Consider the following 20,665-nt stretch of genomic DNA (forward strand, 5'->3'; position numbering starts at 1 on the left):
AAACTGGTCATGATTTTGATAACGCTTTCCACGGGCCTATTGCTACAATGACGCTATATACCCATTCTAATTACCGGAGGTTGAATGCCGTGTCATTTAAAGTAGCGTTTATTGGAGCAGGAAGCATCGGTTTTACCCGTGGAATTTTACGAGATCTGTTATCGGTGCCGGAATTTAATGATATTGAAGTGGCTTTTACGGACATCAGTCAGCACAATTTGGATATGGTCACTGAGCTGTGCCAGCGGGATATTCGGGAGAACGGTTTATCGATACAAATACAGTCCTCTACGGACCGAAAGATAGCTTTAAAGGATGCCAAATACGTCATTTGTACGATCCGGGTTGGCGGTCTTGAAGCCTTTGCGACCGATGTGGATATTCCGCTGAAATATGGCGTGGATCAATGCGTGGGCGATACCCTGTGTGCAGGAGGCATCATGTATGGTCAGCGCGGCATTGCTGAAATGCTGGAAATTTGCAAGGATATCCGCGAGCTAAGTGCACCGGATGTATTGCTGCTGAACTACTCGAACCCCATGGCGATGATGACGTGGGCCTGCAATAAATACAGCGGTGTGCGTACAATCGGTCTATGTCACGGCGTCCAGCATGGGCATCATCAAATTGCCGAGGTGTATGGTCTGGAGAAGCAGGATGTGGACATTGTGTGTGCCGGAATCAATCACCAGACGTGGTACATTCAGGCGTCACATGAAGGCAAGGATCTGACAGCCGGACTGCTGGAGGCTTTTGAAAAACATCCCGAATATAGCCGCACCGAAAAGGTACGCATCGACATGCTTCGTCGTTTTGGCTATTACAGCACAGAGTCGAATGGTCATCTAAGTGAATATGTACCTTGGTACCGGAAGCGTCCGAATGAAATTCTGGACTGGATTGATCTAGGCAGCTGGATCAACGGAGAAACAGGCGGTTATCTGCGTGTATGTACAGAAGGACGTAATTGGTTTGAAACAGATTTCCCTAACTGGATGAAAGAAGATCCATTGGAGTACAAGGCGGAAAATCGCGGCGAAGAGCATGGTTCATACATTATCGAAGGTTTGGAAACCGGACGTGTATACCGGGGGCATTTTAATGTCGTAAATAACGGTGTGATTTCCAATTTGCCAGACGACGCGATTATTGAAGCACCTGGATATGTGGATCGGAATGGTATCTCCATGCCACATGTAGGAGACCTTCCGCTCGGTCTTGCTGCCGTCTGTAATGTAAGTATTTCCGTCCAGCGTTTGGCTGTTGAAGCGGCTGTACACGGAGATGATAAGCTGCTGCGACAAGCATTTATGATGGATCCGCTAGTAGGCGCGGTGTGTAATCCGAAAGAAATTTGGCAGATGGTTGATGAAATGCTGGTGGCGCAGGAAGCATGGCTGCCGCAATATGGAGCAGCGATTGCCGAGGCGCGTCAACGTCTGGCTGCAGGCGATCTGATTCCAACCCGACCCTATGAGGGAGCAGCACGACTTAAGGTGAAGACGGTTGAAGAAATGCAGCTGGATCGGGATGCCGCCAATAAAAATGCAGGGCAATCCGACAAAGGCAAGGATCGCGAAAAAGTGTAGAACAACAAGAGCAAAGATTGTCTTCACAACAATTAAAGGGTGTTTTCATGGTCATGAGGGCCTGAAAACACCCTTTTGCTGTCGATAGATATAACGATTTGGCATAGTTGGCGTTCTGGAGTTTATCATTGTCGATTTAGGCTGACGGAAATTAAAGAATACGGTCTTACTTTTTATGAATTTGCTCTTTTGCCGTCGATCCTAAATCTCCCGAAAGCTTGTCATAGCAGGGAAGTTCAACAAATGAAGGAACCGGTTTCAGAAAAAGAGGGGCCGCGATGAACCACTAGGGTGGCAATTCATATGCCTAATTAATAATGTAGTCCTTAATTTATTCAATTTACAGCAGATTTCCAGTTCACTATAATCTAACATAGGAGGTGACAAAAAGGGGAAAATGTGAGCGCATGGACAAATAGAAAGCGCTTACCTTTCGCAACTATGAACGCCGCTTTTTTTTGGAGAGAGTAGGCGTAACTCGCATTTAATCATGTAACAATCAGGTGCCGACATAGGAAGATTCAACAAAATCCACGGAAAGATAGGTGAAGCAATTGAAAACAAAGCAAGTGCTTCGTAAAAGCATGAAGTATGCTTTTGCGCTATCACTCGTCGCAAGCAGCTTTCTACCAGGTGCAGGATTTACGGATAAAATACATGCAGAATCCCATGTGGACAATCCTTACCAAGGGGCGACAAAATATATTAGCCCTGATTATGCGGCTAGTGTCGACACATCGATTGCCAAAATTACGGATGCCAATCTGAAAGCAAAAATGCAAACGGTCAAAACATTCCCGACAGCCGTATGGCTTGATCGTATCGCTGCTATTAACGGCGGTGGAGGCAAGCTTGGCCTGGAAGCGCATTTGGACCAAGTATTAGCGCAAAAGAAAGGCAGCACACCGATTACGGCGGAATTTATTGTGTATGATCTGCCCGGACGGGATTGTCACGCCTTGGCTTCCAATGGTGAATTGCCGCTGACCCAGGCAGGTCTGGAAACCTATAAAAAGGATTATATTGACAAAATAGCTGCTATTTTTGCAAATCCCAAATATAAGGATATTCGTATCGTAGCGATCATTGAACCAGACAGTTTGCCAAATCTGGTAACTAATCTGGATGATCCGAAATGTGCACAAGCCAAGTCTACAGGAATCTATGAAGCTGGCGTGAAGTACACAATGAATAAGCTGAACGAGATTCCGAATGTGTACAAATACGTAGATATCGGTCACTCTGGTTGGTTAGGTTGGGATAACAACCGTTCAGCAACGGTATCCCTGTTTACAACTATTTTCAAAGACACTAGCAAAGGTCTGGCCAGTGTAGATGGCTTTATCACGAATACAGCCAACACTTCACCGCTGACAGAACCTAATTTGCCTGATCCAAATCTGAATATCGGCGGACAACAAATCAAATCGTCCAAGTACTATGAATGGAATCCTAATTTCGATGAATCGGATTTCGCAGAGTCATTGCATAGAGATTTTGTCAGCGCAGGCTGGCCGAGCTCACTCGGTATGTTAATTGATACAGGCCGTAACGGATGGGGCGGACCTAACCGTCCGACTTCCGCAGTCGGCAATGATATTAACTCCTATGTAAACTCAGGCCGTGTTGACAAACGCTCGCACCGTGGTAACTGGTGTAATAACAGCGGAGCAGGTATGGGAACGCCGCCACAAACGGCTCCAGCTGGTCATATCGATGCCTATGTCTGGGCGAAACCTCCGGGTGATTCCGATGGTTCCAGCTCACTCATTCCGAACGATGAGGGTAAAGGCTTTGACCGTATGTGTGATCCTACCTATACAACCAAGGATGGCACATTAACAGATGCTCTACCGAATGCACCTATTTCAGGAGCATGGTTCCATGATCAGTTTGTGATGCTGGTACAAAATGCGTACCCTGCTATCGTGCCTTCCACTGGTGGTGTGGACCCAGCGCCTACAGCTCCAGCTGTACCGTCTGGCTTAAAGGCCGTAGCTGGTAATGCTCAAGTAACGCTGACTTGGAATGCGTCTACTGGTGCCGATAGCTACACGGTCAAACGTGCCACTAGCGAAGCAGGTCCTTTTACAGCCGTTGCGCCTCTTGTAACGGAAAGAGAGTACACGGATAAGGGACTGACGAACGGAACAACTTACTTCTATGTTGTAAGTGCTACGAATGCGAAAGGAACAAGTAAGGATTCCGCAACGGTAAGCGCTGAACCTAAAGGTACACCGACTGATCCGACGGACCCTACAGAACCAGCGGGAGATCTGGTTGTAATGTATCGGGCTGGGGACACTGATCCAGCGAATAACGCAGTCAAGCCTTTCTTTAACTTGAAAAATAAAGGAACAACACCTGTGAAGCTGAGTGAGCTGAAAATTCGTTACTATTTCACGAAAGATGGCAGCCAGGAGCTGCAATCTGCAGTAGACTATGCGCAAGTAGGTAATGATAACGTGCTGCGTACCTTTACTGACAACTATATTGAAATTGGTTTCAGTCCTGCTGCCGGTACGCTTGCTGCCGGAGCGCAAACAGGTGATATTCAGATCCGCATCAACAAAAGCGACTGGTCTAATCTGGACGAATCCAATGACTACTCCTTCGATCCAACCAAAACCTCTTATGCAGAATGGAACAAAGCAACGTTGTTCCACAATGATAAGCTGGTGTGGGGAATCGAGCCTTAGGATTTGGTCAGAACATGTGCCCTTGAATGATTGAAAAGTATTAAAAGAAGGTTACGGCATAACTGTCGTAGCCTTTTTTACGTCTTCGAATAAAGAATTTGATGACCAAGGGAATAAGCATTGAAATTGTGTATAATGAAAAAAAGAATGCTGTTCTACTGTGGAGGGTCATCATGAGCAAAAAGTTAATCTTAGATGTAGATACTGGCATTGACGACGCGCTTGCTATTGCGTACGCGGTCCATTCGCCGGAATTGGAGCTACTCGGTATTACAACCACCTTTGGTAATATCTCGGTGGAGGAGGCAACACGTAACTCACTGATTCTGCTGGAAAAACTGGGGGAAGAGGCTCCGGTCGTGTCTGGCGCTCACAAGCCGTATACTCGTGAGCTGTTCAAACCTTATTCCCGGCATATTCACGGCGAAGACGGTATTGGCAATCAGTTGAAAGGAGCACCCTCCCGTCAGGCTGCGTCTGGGGATGCCGCTGATTTTATAATCGGACAGGCTCGCCGCTATGAAGGCAAACTTACCCTGGTAGCTGTGGGACCGCTGACCAATCTTGCGATTGCATTGGATCGCTGTCCCGAATTGCCCCAATTGCTTGACCGCCTGATCATCATGGGCGGTGCGGTCACAGTGAAAGGGAATGTAACTCCGACGGCTGAAGCGAATATTTACGCCGATCCAGAAGCCGCAGCCTATGTGCTGGGAGCGGGTTTTCCGCTTACGCTCGTCGGGCTGGACGTCACGATGCAAACCCTGCTTCCACAGCAGGATGTGGACAAATGGCGTGAGCAAGGGACCGAGCTGGGCGCGTTTATGGCAGATATGACGGACTTTTATATGGAAGCTTATCGCAATTTCAGACCTGGTATTGCAGGCTGTGCTTTGCATGATCCTTTAGCCGTAGGGTTGGCTATTGATTCTAGTTTTGTGGAGACACGTCCAATGCACATTGCCGTTGAGGTGGGCGATTCCGCCGAGGTTGGTCGCACCCGTGAGGTGCAAAATGAGAACGAAGCTCAAGCACTGACTACGGTTGACGTGGCACTTAAAGTCGATGCGGAGCGATTTTTGCGTCATTTTCTTAGCCGGGTGGTATAAATTAGCCGGGTGGTATAAAAAAATAATTCAAAGATTGCCGATGAATCTGCATCGGCAATCTTTTGTGCATACATGTTTTAAGGGCTTTCATCTAGAGGTGGACTCACCGCTATAAAAATCCCACATCATGTTATAATGTGTACAATTGGATAAAACTGCCAGACTACAAAGGAGGAGATTGATTGTGTTTTCTGCTGCTCGACGACTACCTTTGCTGGAACATATGTATAATCATGCCCCGACAGGAATCGTGATTTTGTCGAGGGAAGGGAAGTGCCTGTACGTCAATCCCGCCTTTTGCAAAATGGTCGGATATGAGCAGGAGGAATTACTCGATATCCGATATTACCATCTCTTGTATAAAGAGGCTCAGGATCAGCGAGGGTTGAGGGAGGCTTATGCAGGTTGGCTACAGGCTACGGATCAAGTCTATAAGACAGAGCTGCGTTTGAAACATAAAAGGGGAACATCCGTCTGGCTAGCGCTGGAATTAACCATATTTGATGATGAGGCTACCGAACAATCTTATTTGATTGCGTATGCAATGAACATCACGGAGAAAAAGGACATGGAGCAGGTGCTTTCGGACAATGAGGATCTGTACATGCTGATTACGGAAAATACGCCGGATGTCATCTCTTACAGCACCGCAGACGGCATACTTCAATATATTTCTCCATCGGTGGAAAAACTCCTAGGCTATACAAAGCAGGAAATGCTCGGCAAAAAGCGGCTCCAATTCTACCATATTGAAGATGCCGATTATATGCGTGTACATGGACTTTTCAAGGAAACAGGCATCATGAAGCGGCGTGTTCGTCATAAGGACGGGCACTATTTGTGGCTGGAAGTATCGTACCGCATTATTCGGGATGAACAGGGCAAAATCAAGCGGGTTCTGTCCATTGGTCGGAATATCACTGAGCGCCAGAAGAGCGAGGAGAATTTGGCAAAAGCTCAGCGGTTGGCGATGTTCGGCTCCTGGGACTGGGATCTGGTCAACAATGTTATGCATTTTTCTAAGGAATTTCGCAGCATTTTTGGCTATCTCGTCAAGCCGGTTGAAACAAGTATTGACGCCTTCATGAAGGTGGTTCATCCCGAAGATACAGAACGGATGAAACAGATTATCAACAACGTTATTTTAAAGGGAATTCACGAAGAAACATTTTACCGGATTGTATTGCCCAATGGGGAACAGAAGGTACTGCGTTCGATTTGGGAAGCTGAGATGGACGAGCAGGCAGGGAAGCCTGTTCAAATAGTCGGGATGATACAGGATGTTACAGAGCACCGGGAAATGGAGCAGCGCCTGCGTGAAAGTGAAAACCGCTATAAGTCACTATTTCAACATAATCCACTCGGGATATGCGCCATGAATATGGAAGGTCATATCTTGAGCGTGAATCCGAGCTTGGAAGAGCTTACGGGTTATACGAAGGATGAGTTGCTTGGGGCTGACATACTTATCATGGCTTCCTCTGAGGAACAGGACAAAATCAAGCGTCATATGGAGCTGGCCAAGCAGGGTGAGACGCAAACCTATGAATCGGAATTTATACATAAGGAGGGGGAGCGTCTATTCATCAAGATGACGAATATCCCGATTTTCGTGCAAGAGGAAATTGTAGGCTGCTACGGGATTATAGAAAATGTGACCCCTCTTAAAAACTACATTGCTCAAATTGAAAAGCTCAGCAACGAGCATTCGCTTATTTTGAATGCCGTATCCGAAGGAATTGTGGGTTTAAGTAACGAAGGACATGTCCGCTTTATGAACCCGGCAGCTATCGAGATGTTCGGCGTAGGATCGGCTAATCCGCTGAACGGCGCATGCATAGATATCATTCGCCATGCAGACCAGATTGGCAGCCATTTTCCGGACGAACAGTCCTCTATTCTTCAAGCGATTCGAAGCGGAGCTTCTTATCAGGCAGAGGAAGCAGTATTTTGGAAAAAAGGCGGGTCCAGCTTTCTGGCCTCCTATCGAATCAGTCCTTTGATGGATAATGGCGAGCGAAAAGGGGCTGTGATGGTTTTTGTAGACAGGACGAATGAAAAGGAGATCATTCGGGCCAAGGAGTCTGCCGAACGCGCCGATCGGGCCAAGTCAGAGTTTCTCTCTGTGATGAGTCATGAGCTCCGTACACCGATGAACGGCATTATAGGCATGGCAGGGTTACTGGCAGATACTGAATTGGATGAGGAGCAGCGTAGCTATATAGACATTATTACCAGCAGCAGCGGTGCTTTAATGCAGATATTGAACGAGATACTGGATTTGAGCAAAATCGAAGCTGGCAAAATGTCTTTGTTGCACGAGCCCTTTGTGCTAGATGATGTGGTCGGCAGTGTGGCTGACCTATTCATGACGCAGGCTATGGAAAAAGGCATTGAGCTGGAATGGCATGTGGATCAGGAAATGCCGGGAATGCTGGTCGGTGATCATGTGCGTATTCGACAGGTGCTGGTGAATTTGGTGAGCAATGCGATCAAATTTACGGAGCGAGGGCGTGTAAATATCTTTGTGGAGAGAAAGGCTTACAGCCGTCGTAAAAATAGATGCCTGATTGAGTTCAGTGTAACGGATACTGGAATCGGTATTCCAGCAGACCGCCAGCATCTATTGTTTCAGCCTTTTTCCCAGCTTCATCCGGCACTGAACCGAAAATATGGAGGGACAGGACTGGGATTGTCCATCTGTAAAAACTTGGTTAAGCTGATGGGTGGTTCCATTGGTGTGGATAGCGATGAGGCCAGAGGAGCGACGTTCCGGTTCCAGCTGGATCTTAAGCTGCCGGAAGGTTCAACGCTTGCGAATATAAGCCGTGATGAACCTTATGAGTCAAGGGAAGGCTAAAAAGCGATAACCGTGATGCATGATGCATCACGGTTATTTTTGTAAGGAATACCCAAAGAAAAGATTGACAAACTGTTCTAACTGTACTATTAATGATAGTACAGTTAGAACAGTTCAGTATATACAAGTGAATCAGAATAAGTCTTGAAAGGAGGAAGTCCATGTTCGAGCTGGATATCCGCAGCCGCAAGCCGATCTACGAACAGCTTATGGACAGGGTAAAGGAAATGATCGTGTACGGATCACTTCAGCCGGATGAGCAATTGCCTTCCGTACGGACATTGTCCGCTCAGCTAACGGTGAATCCGAATACGATTCAGAAGGCGTATCGAGAGTTGGAACGAGAAGGATACATTTATTCCGTTCAAGGTAAAGGCAGCTTTGTCACGCCTACCCAGCAGCAGCCGCAACAAATCAAGCGAGATGAGATTCGGGCGGCGTTGTTAAAACAGATGATTGTAGCCGTCCATTTCGGTTTTACACAGCAGGAAGTGGACGACATATACGTGGAAGCTATGCAAACAAAGGAAAGGGGGATGTCCCTTGATTGAATTAAGGGAAGTCACAAAGACATTTACAGAAGAAAAAGCTGTTGATCAGCTAGCCCTTACGGTAAAGAAGGGCTCCATTTTTGGACTGCTGGGCTCGAACGGAGCTGGGAAAACGACCTTGCTCAAAATTATTGCTGGGATTTACCGACCCGATGCTGGTAAGGTGTTAATCGGTGGACAGCCGGTATATGAGCAGCCTGAAGTCAAGCAGCACATTCTGTTTTTGCCGGATGCCCCCTATTTCTTCCCACAAGCGACAATTCGTCAGATGGCCCGGTTTTACCGCTCTATTTATCCAAGTTGGAGTGAAGAACGCTACACACAGCTTACAGGTATTTTTAAGCTGGACCCGAAGCGCAAACTTCACCGATTTTCCAAAGGGATGAAGCGTCAAGCCGCTTTTTTGCTTGCCTTGAGCTGTATGCCTGAACTGCTGGTTTTGGATGAACCCATTGATGGTCTGGACCCCGTGATGCGTAGAATGATCAAAAATCTCTTGTTCCAAGAAACCGCTGCACGTGAGATGACCGTCGTAATTTCATCTCATAATTTGCGTGAGATTGAAGACATGTGTGATCATGTGGGCATTATGCACCAAGGACGGATGCTGTTGGAAAAAGAGGTCGACGACCTCAAATCTGATACGCATAAGGTGCAGGTTGCTTTTCGGGACAGCATGCATGAGGAAGCTGTCTGTGGCCAACTTTCGGTCGTACATAAGGAGCGGAGGGGCAGTGTTCTGCTGCTTATTATCCGGGGTGAGCGAGAGCGGATTGCAGAGACAATTGAAGCGTATGAGCCGCATGTATTCGATTTGTTGCCGCTGACGCTTGAGGAAATTTTCATTTATGAAATGGAGGACGCAGGTTATGACATCCAACCGATTCTTCTGTAGCGGCGGCGTAATTCGCCAATGCTTGAGACAGCATGGCTGGATCGGTCTATTGTACTTGGCGGGATTGCTGTTTACAGTACCGCTGCCATTGTTTATGAGCATTGGTGATGAACAACCGCGAGTGGTTTTAAAAAGCTTGTTCGATAGCACAAACTCGGGTAATGAATTGCAAAAATTAATTTTAATGACCGTACCGGTGCTGGCAGGCGTGATGCTGCTTCGTTTTGTTCAGCGACAGGGGCCATCCGATTTGTATCATAGCCTACCTTTGCGTAGAGAGCATCTATTAACGGCACATTTCATTAGCGGTCTTATTCTTTTACTTGTACCTGTGTGGCTGACGGCGGGAGTAACTGCTTGGGTTAACACGTCAGTCGAACTGCCTTATATTTTCCATATCCATGATATTGGATCGTGGGCTCTGGTCGTATCCGTCCTTACGATTTTCCTGTTTACCTTTACCGTGTTTGTAGGGACTTGTGTGGGACAATCGTTGCTACAGACCGTAGTAGTGTATGTTTTGCTGCTATTGCCTCAGTTTCTATTCATGATGATGGGGCGTTTTCTGGAACGTAATTTATACGGTTATGTGCGGGTGCGAGAAACCGTTGTCCAATATATTAACGGTTCGGAGTTTCGTAGCAATAATAATGTTTGGGAAAACTTATCGCCGTTTGTACGCATTATGGAGAACTTGCCGCAGCGCGCCTTTTCCTACATAGAGCTACTTGCCTATTTAGGTATCTCTCTGCTGTTTGTCGCCTTGAGTTATGGTTTGTATCGTATACGCTTGGTCGAAAAGGCGACTCAGGCCATAGCATTTCCTTTCTTACAGCCTTTGTTCAAGGCAGGGGTTATACTATGCGCCATGCTAGTACTAGGTGATTATTTTTATAATGCAGGTACAAGAGGAGTAAATTGGTCGATTTTTGGGTATACACTTGGAGCTATTTTAGGCTACATCGTTGTAGAGATGGTCATCCGCAAGACGTGGCAAATTGTGCGTGTTCGTGCTTTGGTGGAAATGGTTGTTTACGGTGTGATCATGGGGCTGGTACTATATATCCCGATTTCAGGTTGGTTGGGTTATGAGGGACGGATTCCAACAGCTCACTCCGTAGAAAAGGTTTATGTGGGGCAAGAGGAGCCTCTAGGGGGAGATGCACAAACAGAAGCTTATTACTCCCAAGACAGGGCTTATATCGCCTCTGTGCTAAATTTACATCGTGAACTTGTACGTGCACATGCAGCTGGCGAGAAAACGTTGTCCAAAAACCTGGCCGTCGAATCGGCAGTCATAGTCTACCGTTTGGATGATGGTTCCACCATGACTCGCCGCTATACATTCCCGGAGAAGCCCTTCCGGACAGAACTGACTAAAGTGATGGAAGCAGAGCCTTACAAAATGGTGAGGTACAAGTTGGATAAGCTGCAAGGAAAAGCAGAGACGATTAATATCCAATCCGTAGATGATAATGAAAGACGAGTGGTTTTAACCAATCCCAAAGAAGCACGTGAATTTGAAGATATACTCAGAGAAGAAGTATTAAATATGAGTTATAGCGAAATGCAATCACATCGATATCCCCTAGGGAGTGTTTCTATTACAAACAAAGAGTCATCCTTTACCAATAACGAACCGAGCTGGACTCGTGAATTTTCATTTGATTGGCCGGCTTCATATCACAAGCTTACAGGTTGGCTAGAGCAAAAGGGGTATGCGGATAAGGTGATCATTGATGCCAAGGATATTTTTTCGATACGGGCTGTTCCTATTATTACTGAAGAGCTTGAACCTTATCAACCCAATCAGTATATTGAAGACTATAAACTATTTAGAAGTATTCAACAGAAACACAAAGCAACAACTATTACAGATCCGAAGCTTTGGAGTACTGTACTGGAAAAGCGCAGACCTTATAACCTTACTCCAAATATAGAGAAAGGCACTTATATGTTTCAAGTTAAGATTAAGCCTTTATACAGTTCAGATGCCCACACAGGCTATTACTTATTAACTCCGAAAGATATGACACCGGAGCTTGCAAAGGCTTTACCAGCAATTCCTTAAGCTCTTACGAAGGACAGTATCTGGTTTGGATAGCATATGGACGGAGGTAGATGAACATGGGATGGTTCGGACACGACATATAACAACCTTATCGACGGGTAAGAGCTCCTCCACATTAGGGCTGACATAATAAAGGCACAGAGAGATACAACGTAGAACATACAGAGAGAAGAGTTCAATTATGTCCAGTCCAATAGTGGAGGAGCAAAATAATATGAAATATACAGAAGATCGTGAATTTCTACAGTTGTTGGAGCATCATAGGCAGCCATTTTCCGGATGGGATTTTTCATTCATTTTGGATACAGGACGAGTGGCGAGCGAGCCTTTGGACTGGTCTTATGCCAGCAAGGCTTTGGCATTGATCCATTCCTCCAAAGCGATGCTGGATATGGGAACAGGTGGGGGAGAGCTATTGTCGCGGTTACGTCCTTTTCCAGAGATCGTTTGTGCGACAGAGGCATATGCACCGAACGTTCCTATCGCCAAGGCAAGATTGGAATCGCTGGGTGTGCGCGTGATGGCTATACATGATGACGATTCCCTTCCGTTTGGCGATGCCGGGTTCGATCTTGTGCTGAACAAGCATGAGTCATTTTCGCCAGCGGAAGTGCGCCGTATTATGCGTCCAGGAGGTACGTTTTTGACTCAACAGGTGGGAGGCCTGGATTGTGCAGGCCTTAACGCCCGCTTGGGAGCACCTGATTACGAGTATGCGGACTGGACCCTTTCTCAAGCACTTGCAGGTTTGAAAAGCAATGGCTTCGAAATTGTAGAGCAGCAGGAGCAGTTTCCAATACAGCGGTTTTACGATATTGGAGCACTTGTCTACTATTTAAAAGCCATTGAATGGCAGATTGCAGACTTTCAGCCAGAGAAATATATAGAACAGCTGTACGGTCTGTATTTGGATATCCAACGTGATGGGTACTGGGGCGTGAAGCAGCACCGTTTTTTGATCCATGCCAGAGCGATATAAAGAAGATTCGATACCAAAAAGGTCCTTCCCGTGGGGGAGGCCTTTTTTGCCATAAGCATTAGGGTAAGAACAATATCAGAAGCCACATGGCGGTTGGCAGTGAAATACCAACGGCTATCGCTATATAGGGCAAGGGAGTTCGGAAGTAGTTTTTACAGTCCGCCTCCTTGTCCTTTTTCTCGTGATAGAACGCTACCTGGGTTGCAAAGCTGTGAAGTAGCTTGAGTGCTTCATCGCTTGGAATGTGCTGTAAGGAATGCCATAGATCATCATGTGCTTTTCGGAGCAAGGTTACATCAGATGTATGATTCGGGTGATCGGTTAAAGACATTTTTATCCTCCTCTCGTATACTAATCTTTACCATAATTGTACAATGAAGAAGCAATGGCTTACAGTCTCATTTCATTCATTAGATATAGGGGGATGTACATGTCTGATCCAAAGGGAGTTATAACCAAGCCGGAAAAGGACGAGTCTGTGCGGATAGCATGGTTCTGGCCATGGCTGGGCGGTACGTTTATGTTTGGATTGTTTTCAGTCATGTTTAATGTAGTTTGGAGTATGGTTGTGGCACCCCAAGTGCAGCTTCTGCTGAGGCATGAAGGTGTGACAGATACAACTGTGTTTGTAATACTGCTTCTATATGCATGGATTATCGGTCTCATTTTTGCAGCTTATGGTGCCTTGAGTGCGCGTATGTCTAGCATGGGCAAGCTTTCGCTGATGCTGACCGGGCTATTATCATTATTATGCGGGCTGTGGTTGTGGATTGTAGGAATACAAGGGTCTGGTGGCCAACCTGCTGAAGTGGGAGGGGCGTGGGAGCTCTTTTCACTCTATCACACATGGGCGGAGCCTGTGTTGGAGGTATTGGGGCCATATACACAGCATGGTGAAGTTTGGTTTCTACTGGCAGCACTGTTGCCGATAGCTGGCATGGTAGTAGGAGTTGGGGTGAATCGTTATCCAGCGCTAACCGACAAGAATGGTAAGGTGGATCATAGATGGCAATGGATTGTTGCCGCGATATCTGCTGCGCTCGTCATTGTGCTAACGATTACACTGATGCTTCCTCAACGCCCGTACATTGCAGAGAGGGATTTTCCGGTAGTTGACGGGGCAACGGCGGCCATTCCGTTTGCGCAGGATATGCTGCATGAACTGACTGGAATGAGCAAGGCGCGAGCGGCGCACGAGCTGAGATTCAACACGACCCATCAGGCATATGTCAATTTGATCGAAAAGAAGGCGGATCTGATCCTGGTGGCCGGTCCTTCCGATGAGGAACTGCGTCTGGCAAAAAGCCGGGGAATTCAAATGAAGCTCACACCCATTGGGTGGGATGCATTTATTTTTCTCGTACATCAAGACAATCCGGTTAAGGGACTTTCTTCGGAGCAGGTTCGTCGCATATATGAAGGGGCTATCCACAATTGGAATGAAGTAGGGGGCAGGGATCAGCCGATCATTGCTTATCAGCGAGAAGAAAATTCAGGCAGTCAGACATACATGCAAAAGAAAGTGATGGCAGGCCATGAGATGGCTGACCCGCCACGTGAACTACAAATTGGCATTATGGGTGGTATGATTAATGCGGTCGCAGATTTTAACAAGGATCACAACGCGCTCGGCTATTCATTTTATTATTTTGCAAATGTGATGCATAATCGTCAAGAGGTCAAATTTTTGTCTATTGATGGAGTGAAGCCGAACAAAGAGCACATTCGCTCGAAACAATATCCATTCACAGCTCAACTGTTCGTGGTCACACGGGAAGGCGAGAAACCAAGCCCTTCGATGCAACGATTACTCGAATGGCTGCAAAGTGAAGAAGGAACTCGGGCCATCGAAAAAGGCGGCTTTGTTCCTGTAAACTCGTAATCCTGTAACACTGGTTTGCATTCAGTCCATTCCTTATATTCACCTTAAGAGTGAAACGAAGACAGCAGGGTAATTTATAGAATATACATGGCTGTGAATACAATACCCGCACAGCCATGTATATCACCAACATAAGGGGATGAACGAAAATGAAGAAAAAAACATCGGTCTGGGTGCTTTTGCTCGCCGTAGCCATAGTGACAGCGGGGTGTGAAACAGGCTCACAAACAAGTTCGCAAACAGGACAAACGGGTCAAAATGAGCAAAAGGGTGTCACCTCGGCACAAGCGAATGGTTCAGGAACCACTGTAGATACACCGAAAACAGGAGGACAAGCAACCACAGACACTACGATAGCGAAGGTCCGCATGGACAATATTACCGCGCTGCGTTTGATTGACGGCCAATCCGGCTGGATCGGCGGAAATGGCTGGATTGCCCGAACGGACGCGGTTGCATCCGGTTCAGTCGGATCGACGTGGAATGTGCAATATCAGGGTCAAGGTACGGTTCAGCAGATTTTTGCCTTGAACGGGCAGCAGGCTTGGGCTGTTATGGCAGATAGCGGATCGCTGCTGGCCACTCGCGATGGCGGCAAACGCTGGGAGGTTGTCGGGACTGTGCCTGAGCAAGGGCAAGCGGGCTTTTTACACTTTGTATCATCCAAGGAAGGGTTCAGTGGCAACCAATATACGAAGGATGGTGGGCAAAGCTGGTCTTCGCTCCCCGTGCCTGGTCACACGGTAGGACAGCCATATTACCATGATCAGCAAAACGGCTGGGCAGTTACGCAGGACACAGACCGTTCGTTTCAGATTTTACACACGGTTAACGGGGGCCAAAAGTGGACTACTGTCATGTCACGGACAACGGAGGCGCCTCTAAATGGAGCCATTATTCGTTCGGTAGAACGTGGCAACGCATGGATCGAGCTGGTTGGCGATACGGGGATGAATCAGACGTCGTATTCGCTTTGGCATACTGCCGATAGTGGACAAAGCTGGCGTGCTGTGCTGGCGAATGCCACTGCTGGCGGCGGTCCGGCACCAGGTATTAGCCAGCAAGACAACCAGGTTCCCAAAAATGAAGGGGCTGCACCAGGTATGCTCTATGCGGTTAATAGCAGTACCGCATGGATGGGTGGTTACTGCGCACCGTGTGACAAGCCCAATACCATCGGCTGGACGACTGACGGCGGCAAGACGTGGAACAATGGCAAGCAAGGCTTTGACGGTTATGGTGGTCAGCAAATCGGGATGGCAAATGCCAAGGAAGGCTGGGCTATTTTCTCGGATTCAGAGCAGGCCCCAGTCATGTATACCACCTCGGATGGTGGACAGCATTGGACGCAGAGCCATGTATTTGACAAGCCTGTGGCATCAGGCTCCTAAGGAGAGAATGCATATGAGCCAACATAAGAAAAGTGTGATTACCTGGACTGACGGTCGTGAAGTGCCGCTAATCGGGCAGGGCACGTGGCATATGGGTGAAAAAGCATCACTCCGCCAGGAAGAAGTGCGCGCGCTTCAACTTGGCTTGGAGCTGGGCATGACGCTGGTGGACACGGCTGAAATGTATGCGGAGGGCGGCGCAGAAGAGATCGTCGGAGAGGCCATTCGGGGTCGCCGGGATGATGTCTATCTTGTTAGCAAGGCTTATCCTCATCATGCGGACCGCCAAGGACTGGCTCAAGCGTGCGAAGCAAGCCTAACCCGAATGGGAACGGAGTACATGGACATGTATCTGTTGCATTGGCGCGGGAATATTCCGCTGGAAGAGACGATACAAGGCATGGAAAAACTGCGTGAGCAGGGCAAAATTCGTAGCTGGGGAGTGTCCAATCTGGACAAGTCCGACATGGAGGAGCTATGGAGCCTAAGTGGAGGCGAAGCCTGCGCTGTCAACCAAGTGCTGTATCACGCAGCTTCGCGGGGCATCGAATATGATCTGCTACCTTGGAGTCGTACGCATGGGGTGCCTGTGATGGCCTATTGCCCGATTGCCCAAGGTGGCCGCCTGCGACGGGGGCTGTTGGAGCATCCTGTTATGGTAGACATTGCTGCCAGCCACGGGGTAACTCCATCCCAAATTGCGCTCGCTTGGGTCATACGGGACGGTGATGTCTGGGCAATTCCGAAGGCGGTGCAGGAATCGCATGTACGAGAAAATGCAGCGGCAGCAAGTATTCGGCTCACTCCTGAACAACTTCAACAAATAGACGAAGTTTTTCCTCCGCCAACGCGGAAGCAGCCACTGGATATGGTTTGAGGAAGGAGGAGCCCATGACAGAGCGAGAGACAGAACTGCATGAGGTAGATGATCATCTGGATTATGGATTATCCGTTGTATTCATCGGCTTTAATCCCAGCTTGAAATCAGGTGAGGTAGGACATCATTATGCGAATCCGCGCAACCGATTTTGGCGCATACTGGAGGGAGCAGGCTTGACACCTCGCTTGTACGATCCATCGGAAGATCGGGAGCTGCTGAAGCTGGGCTTCGGCTTTACGAACATTGTTTCCCGTCCCACGAGGGGAGTAGAGGATATTTCACGCGAGGAATACGCCGAAGGACGTCTGAAGCTATACGAGAAGCTAAAGGAATACCGCCCGAAGGTTGCTTGCTTTGTCGGCAAAGGCGTGTACACCGAATACAGTAAAAAATCCAAAGTAAATTGGGGATTTCAGCCTGAACCGCTCATTCCCGAGATGCATGAATTTGTGGCACCTTCGTCTAGCGGACTGGTGCGCATGTCGTTGGAAGAAATCACAGATATTTATCGCCATCTCCAAACGTTCCTTTCGTCAGAGATCGTCTGAAATGCAGTAAGTACGGTGGATACAGCTAGCACAAAAAGAACCACACGCTTCAGTCCCTGCTGGGAAGAGCGTGTGGTTCTTTGAGCTTATTGTAAGGCTTTTGCCTGCCATGCCTGTTCTACGGGAACATAAGGATATCCCAGATCACGTGCGACCGCTTCATAGGTAATATGTCCGTTCAGGACATTGGTGCCGCTAAGCAGTGGCTTGCTTCTGCGAAGCGCCTCCTGCACACCCAAATCTGCGAGCTGGAGAGCAAAGGGGAGCGTTGCGTTCGTCAGAGCGAGCGTCGAGGTTTGCGGTACCGCGCCCGGCATGTTTGCTACCGCATAGTGAATGACGCCATGCTTCACATAGGTAGGCTGATCGTGTGTCGTGATGTGGTCAATCGTCTCGACTATGCCGCCCTGGTCGATGGCCACATCCACAATCACAGAGCCGGGCTGCATCGTCTGTACCATGGCTTCCGTTACGAGCCGCGGAGCTTTGGCACCAGTGATCAGGACAGCACCGATCAGCAAATCACTTTGCGCCACGGCTTCAGCAATGTTGGACGGGGTGGACACCAGCGTATGGAGCTGATTGCCAAAAATATCGTCCAGTTGGCGCAGTCTTTGCAGGCTCAGGTCGATCAGTGTCACATCTGCCCCAAGACCGATGGCGACCTTGGCAGCATTGGTGCCGACCACCCCTCCGCCAATAATGGTCACTTTACCGCGTTTCACCCCCGGCACACCTGCCAGCAGAATGCCTTTGCCACCCTTTGGTTTTTCCAGCAGTTGTGCTCCAATTTGTACAGCCATTCGACCGGCAACCTCACTCATCGGAGTAAGCAGCGGGAGGCTACCTTCAACATCTAGCGTCTCATAGGAAATGGCGGTTACGCCGTTGTCTGTTAAAGCGCGGGCCAGTGCTGGCTCGGCAGCCAAATGTAGATAGGTGAATAAAATCAATCCTGGTCGAAAATATACGTATTCAGAGGAGAGCGGCTCTTTTACCTTGATAATCAGATCCGCCTGGGACCACACGTCCGCAGCTTGCTGCACAAGAGTCGCACCCGCAGTGGCATAATCTCCATCCGTAAAGCCGCTTTCAACACCTGCACGGCTTTCCACAAATACGTGATGTCCGTGTTGAATCATTTGAGCTGCACCTGCTGGCGTTAGAGCGACACGATTTTCATTGTTTTTAATCTCTTTCGGAACCCCAATTTTCATTTCATTCACCTCTCCTAAAAATAATTGTTAAGAAAATTACACTATCATTTTTGCGCAGCCCTGCCGATTAGTTACATGGACTCAAGCCGATAAATGCAATTCATGTTAGATTAGGTACAGTTTACAAGGGGTGAAGCTCCTTGACATCATACATTTTGTCGGATTATCTGACTTAAAGGCTCGACTTTTTGATGAATATATGTCATATAAAATGACATAAAGACATATACATAAGGAGAATGCCGATGAACGGTAAAAAAACATTTACCATTGCGGATGTGCTGGAACGTCCCGTTTTCCGGCGGGCGAAGCTGGCGGCGGGGGAACAGGGCGTACATCGCCTTGTGGGTTGGGTCCATGTGCTAGAAATCACAAATGTTTCTCCGTTTGTGAGCCGTCATGACTTGATTTTGACGACCGGCCTGTGGCTCACCCGAAAGGGGGAAGAGCGTGCCGAGTATATGGAGCAACTGATCCGCTCGGAAGCCGCAGGATTGTGTGTGGAGCTGGGCACGAGCATTCATGAAATCCCCTCTGAAATTCTGGAGTTGGCGGAACGACATCACTTCCCGGTCATCGTATTTGAGCAGCCAGTACGTTTTGTTGAAATTACACAAGATATTCATTCCCTACTTATTAACCGACATCATGAACTTCTAAAAGATCTGGAGCGATTTTCACGTCAGCTTCAGCAGGAAACCCTGCGCAGCACTGATATGAACGCCCTCTTGCGTGTGCTTCATGACTATGCAGCCCGGCAGGTCATCTACATGTCTTCCATTGAAACCAATCGATTCGTACCTTCCGTCCAGCCGGATCTAGCGGACCGTATTGCAGATTTTTATGCCAATGAAGTGGAATCTAGTATGACCGCCGATCGGGAGGGGCATCTGCTGTTTCACCTGAATGAATCCACTGCCGTCTTGTTCCAGCCCGTTGTATGCTTCGGTCAGGTGTTTTCCGCAGTAGGTTTGGTACTGCATAGTGAAATGCCGACGGAAGAAATGTCGCTGCTACTCGATTACACTGCCAAGGCAGCCGCTACATTGGTGCTGAGAACACAGTTTCTTGAAGACCGATTGCTGCGTAATCAAAATGAATTGATTCAGGATGTGCTGAGCGGACAGCTTCCCAGTGAAGAACAGGCTCAGACCCGGATGGGCCTGCGATTGTTATCGAAGGGGCAGTATTTATTTTGGGCAGGGGTCATTGAGGTAGAACATCAGGACAAGGATGCCAGTCAGGTACGCAAGGAATCCATCAATCAGGATGTGCTAGTGCTGCTTCGTTCATTGTTGAAAAAAGAAACGTTGCACAACCTGCTGATGATGAAGGGAAGTCAATGCTACATCCTTTGTGCCAAGGAGGAATTAACACTGCGTTCCGCAGCGCAAATGAAAAAAGTGCTTGCCCATACTGTTCAATATATTCAGAATTATGCCGCAGGACAGCTTGATAAGGTGCGCATTCATGCAGGCTTTGGTAAGGTAAGGCATCGCATGACGGGGACGGATCGCAGTTTTGAAGAGGCATATGAGGTCATTGAAGTGGCACGAAGCGTCCCAGTCATGAAGGATCGGTTATTTTACGACAGCATCGGAATCTATCAGTTGTTGAAGGCGGTGCCCCGCATTCCATTTCTACAAGAGTTCGTAGAGGACCATTTAGGCGAGCTGATTGCGCATGATCGTGAGCACCATATGCAGCTTTTGGATACACTGGATGCCTATTTTCAATCCCATGGCTCCAAGCGTGATACCGCCGGAATTTTGTACATTCACAGACAGACCCTTTATAATCGGCTGGATAAAATTAATGAAATCATAGAGGGAAATCTGTCAGACCCTGACAAACGTCGTTGCCTGGAAATGGCACTACTGGCTTACCGGATGCTTCAGGCTGAAAATTGATTCTAAATAACTAGTTCTATTTTCCATTCTACTCATTTACAATGCGTGTTAACACTGAGATAATAGAAGAGATTACGGAAATAT

15 protein-coding genes are annotated in these 20,665 nt (G+C 47.8%); 13 read left to right on the plus strand and 2 right to left on the minus strand.

Annotation, left to right across the window (positions count from 1 at the left end; all coding sequences use genetic code 11):
* Positions 1–89: 89 nt before the first annotated feature.
* The 8 genes from MHI21_RS05525 to MHI21_RS05560 all read left to right on the plus strand — a co-directional run bounded on the left by MHI21_RS05525 (position 90) and on the right by MHI21_RS05560 (position 12,753).
* Positions 90–1,589: an alpha-glucosidase/alpha-galactosidase gene (locus MHI21_RS05525; protein WP_342419613.1), complete on the plus strand. Its 1,500-nt coding sequence runs from the start codon at positions 90–92 to the stop codon at positions 1,587–1,589.
* A 545-nt stretch (positions 1,590–2,134) separates the two neighbouring features.
* Positions 2,135–4,288, plus strand: a complete 2,154-nt coding sequence (locus MHI21_RS05530; protein WP_342419614.1) for a glycoside hydrolase family 6 protein — start codon at positions 2,135–2,137, stop codon at positions 4,286–4,288.
* A gap of 173 nt (positions 4,289–4,461) precedes the next feature.
* Complete coding sequence (locus MHI21_RS05535) at positions 4,462–5,397, plus strand: nucleoside hydrolase (protein ID WP_341162114.1); 936 nt, start codon at positions 4,462–4,464, stop codon at positions 5,395–5,397.
* Positions 5,398–5,581: 184 nt separating this feature from the next.
* Positions 5,582–8,257 (plus strand): PAS domain S-box protein, encoded by a 2,676-nt coding sequence (locus MHI21_RS05540; RefSeq protein ID WP_341162113.1) that lies wholly within the window; start codon positions 5,582–5,584, stop codon positions 8,255–8,257.
* Positions 8,258–8,418: 161 nt separating this feature from the next.
* Positions 8,419–8,808, plus strand: coding sequence for a GntR family transcriptional regulator (locus MHI21_RS05545; protein WP_254326610.1), 390 nt, complete (start codon positions 8,419–8,421; stop codon positions 8,806–8,808).
* Positions 8,801–9,703 carry an ABC transporter ATP-binding protein gene (locus tag MHI21_RS05550; protein WP_254326609.1) on the plus strand — a complete coding sequence of 301 codons (903 nt, stop codon included), beginning with the start codon at positions 8,801–8,803 and terminating at the stop codon, positions 9,701–9,703. Before MHI21_RS05545 ends, MHI21_RS05550 begins: the two co-directional genes overlap by 8 nt.
* The gene (locus MHI21_RS05555) at positions 9,678–11,774 is read left to right on the plus strand and encodes a multidrug ABC transporter permease (RefSeq protein ID WP_341162110.1); all 2,097 of its coding nucleotides are present in this window, start codon (positions 9,678–9,680) and stop codon (positions 11,772–11,774) included. Before MHI21_RS05550 ends, MHI21_RS05555 begins: the two co-directional genes overlap by 26 nt.
* Positions 11,775–11,988: 214 nt before the next feature.
* Positions 11,989–12,753, plus strand: coding sequence for a methyltransferase domain-containing protein (locus MHI21_RS05560; RefSeq protein WP_342419615.1), 765 nt, complete (start codon positions 11,989–11,991; stop codon positions 12,751–12,753).
* A 58-nt stretch (positions 12,754–12,811) separates the two neighbouring features.
* Here the strand turns inward: MHI21_RS05560 and MHI21_RS05565 are convergent, their stop codons facing one another.
* Entirely contained in the window at positions 12,812–13,084 is a 273-nt protein-coding gene (locus MHI21_RS05565; protein ID WP_165176592.1) for a hypothetical protein, read from the minus strand.
* A 99-nt stretch (positions 13,085–13,183) separates the two neighbouring features.
* Between MHI21_RS05565 and MHI21_RS05570 the strand changes: the two genes are divergently transcribed.
* The 4 genes from MHI21_RS05570 (at position 13,184) to MHI21_RS05585 (ending at position 17,454) form a co-directional block, all read left to right on the plus strand.
* A complete protein-coding gene (locus tag MHI21_RS05570; protein WP_342419616.1) occupies positions 13,184–14,635 on the plus strand; it encodes a substrate-binding domain-containing protein in 1,452 nt (483 codons plus the stop codon).
* A 149-nt stretch (positions 14,636–14,784) separates the two neighbouring features.
* Positions 14,785–16,026, plus strand: a complete 1,242-nt coding sequence (locus tag MHI21_RS05575) for a hypothetical protein (protein WP_342419617.1) — start codon at positions 14,785–14,787, stop codon at positions 16,024–16,026.
* Between the two features lie 13 nt (positions 16,027–16,039).
* Complete coding sequence (locus tag MHI21_RS05580) at positions 16,040–16,903, plus strand: aldo/keto reductase (protein WP_342419618.1); 864 nt, start codon at positions 16,040–16,042, stop codon at positions 16,901–16,903.
* A gap of 14 nt (positions 16,904–16,917) precedes the next feature.
* Complete coding sequence (locus MHI21_RS05585; protein WP_254326603.1) at positions 16,918–17,454, plus strand: mismatch-specific DNA-glycosylase; 537 nt, start codon at positions 16,918–16,920, stop codon at positions 17,452–17,454.
* Positions 17,455–17,540: 86 nt separating this feature from the next.
* Here MHI21_RS05585 and ald read toward each other — a convergent pair whose 3' ends face one another.
* Entirely contained in the window at positions 17,541–18,671 is a 1,131-nt protein-coding gene (ald, locus tag MHI21_RS05590; RefSeq protein ID WP_341162105.1) for an alanine dehydrogenase, read from the minus strand.
* Between the two features lie 245 nt (positions 18,672–18,916).
* Here ald and MHI21_RS05595 point away from each other — a divergent pair, with 245 nt between their 5' ends.
* Positions 18,917–20,581 (plus strand): PucR family transcriptional regulator ligand-binding domain-containing protein, encoded by a 1,665-nt coding sequence (locus MHI21_RS05595; protein ID WP_341162104.1) that lies wholly within the window; start codon positions 18,917–18,919, stop codon positions 20,579–20,581.
* Positions 20,582–20,665 lie beyond the last annotated feature (84 nt).

Source organism: Paenibacillus sp. FSL H8-0168 (genome assembly GCF_038592955.1).
Lineage (GTDB): Bacteria > Bacillota > Bacilli > Paenibacillales > Paenibacillaceae > Paenibacillus > Paenibacillus polymyxa_B.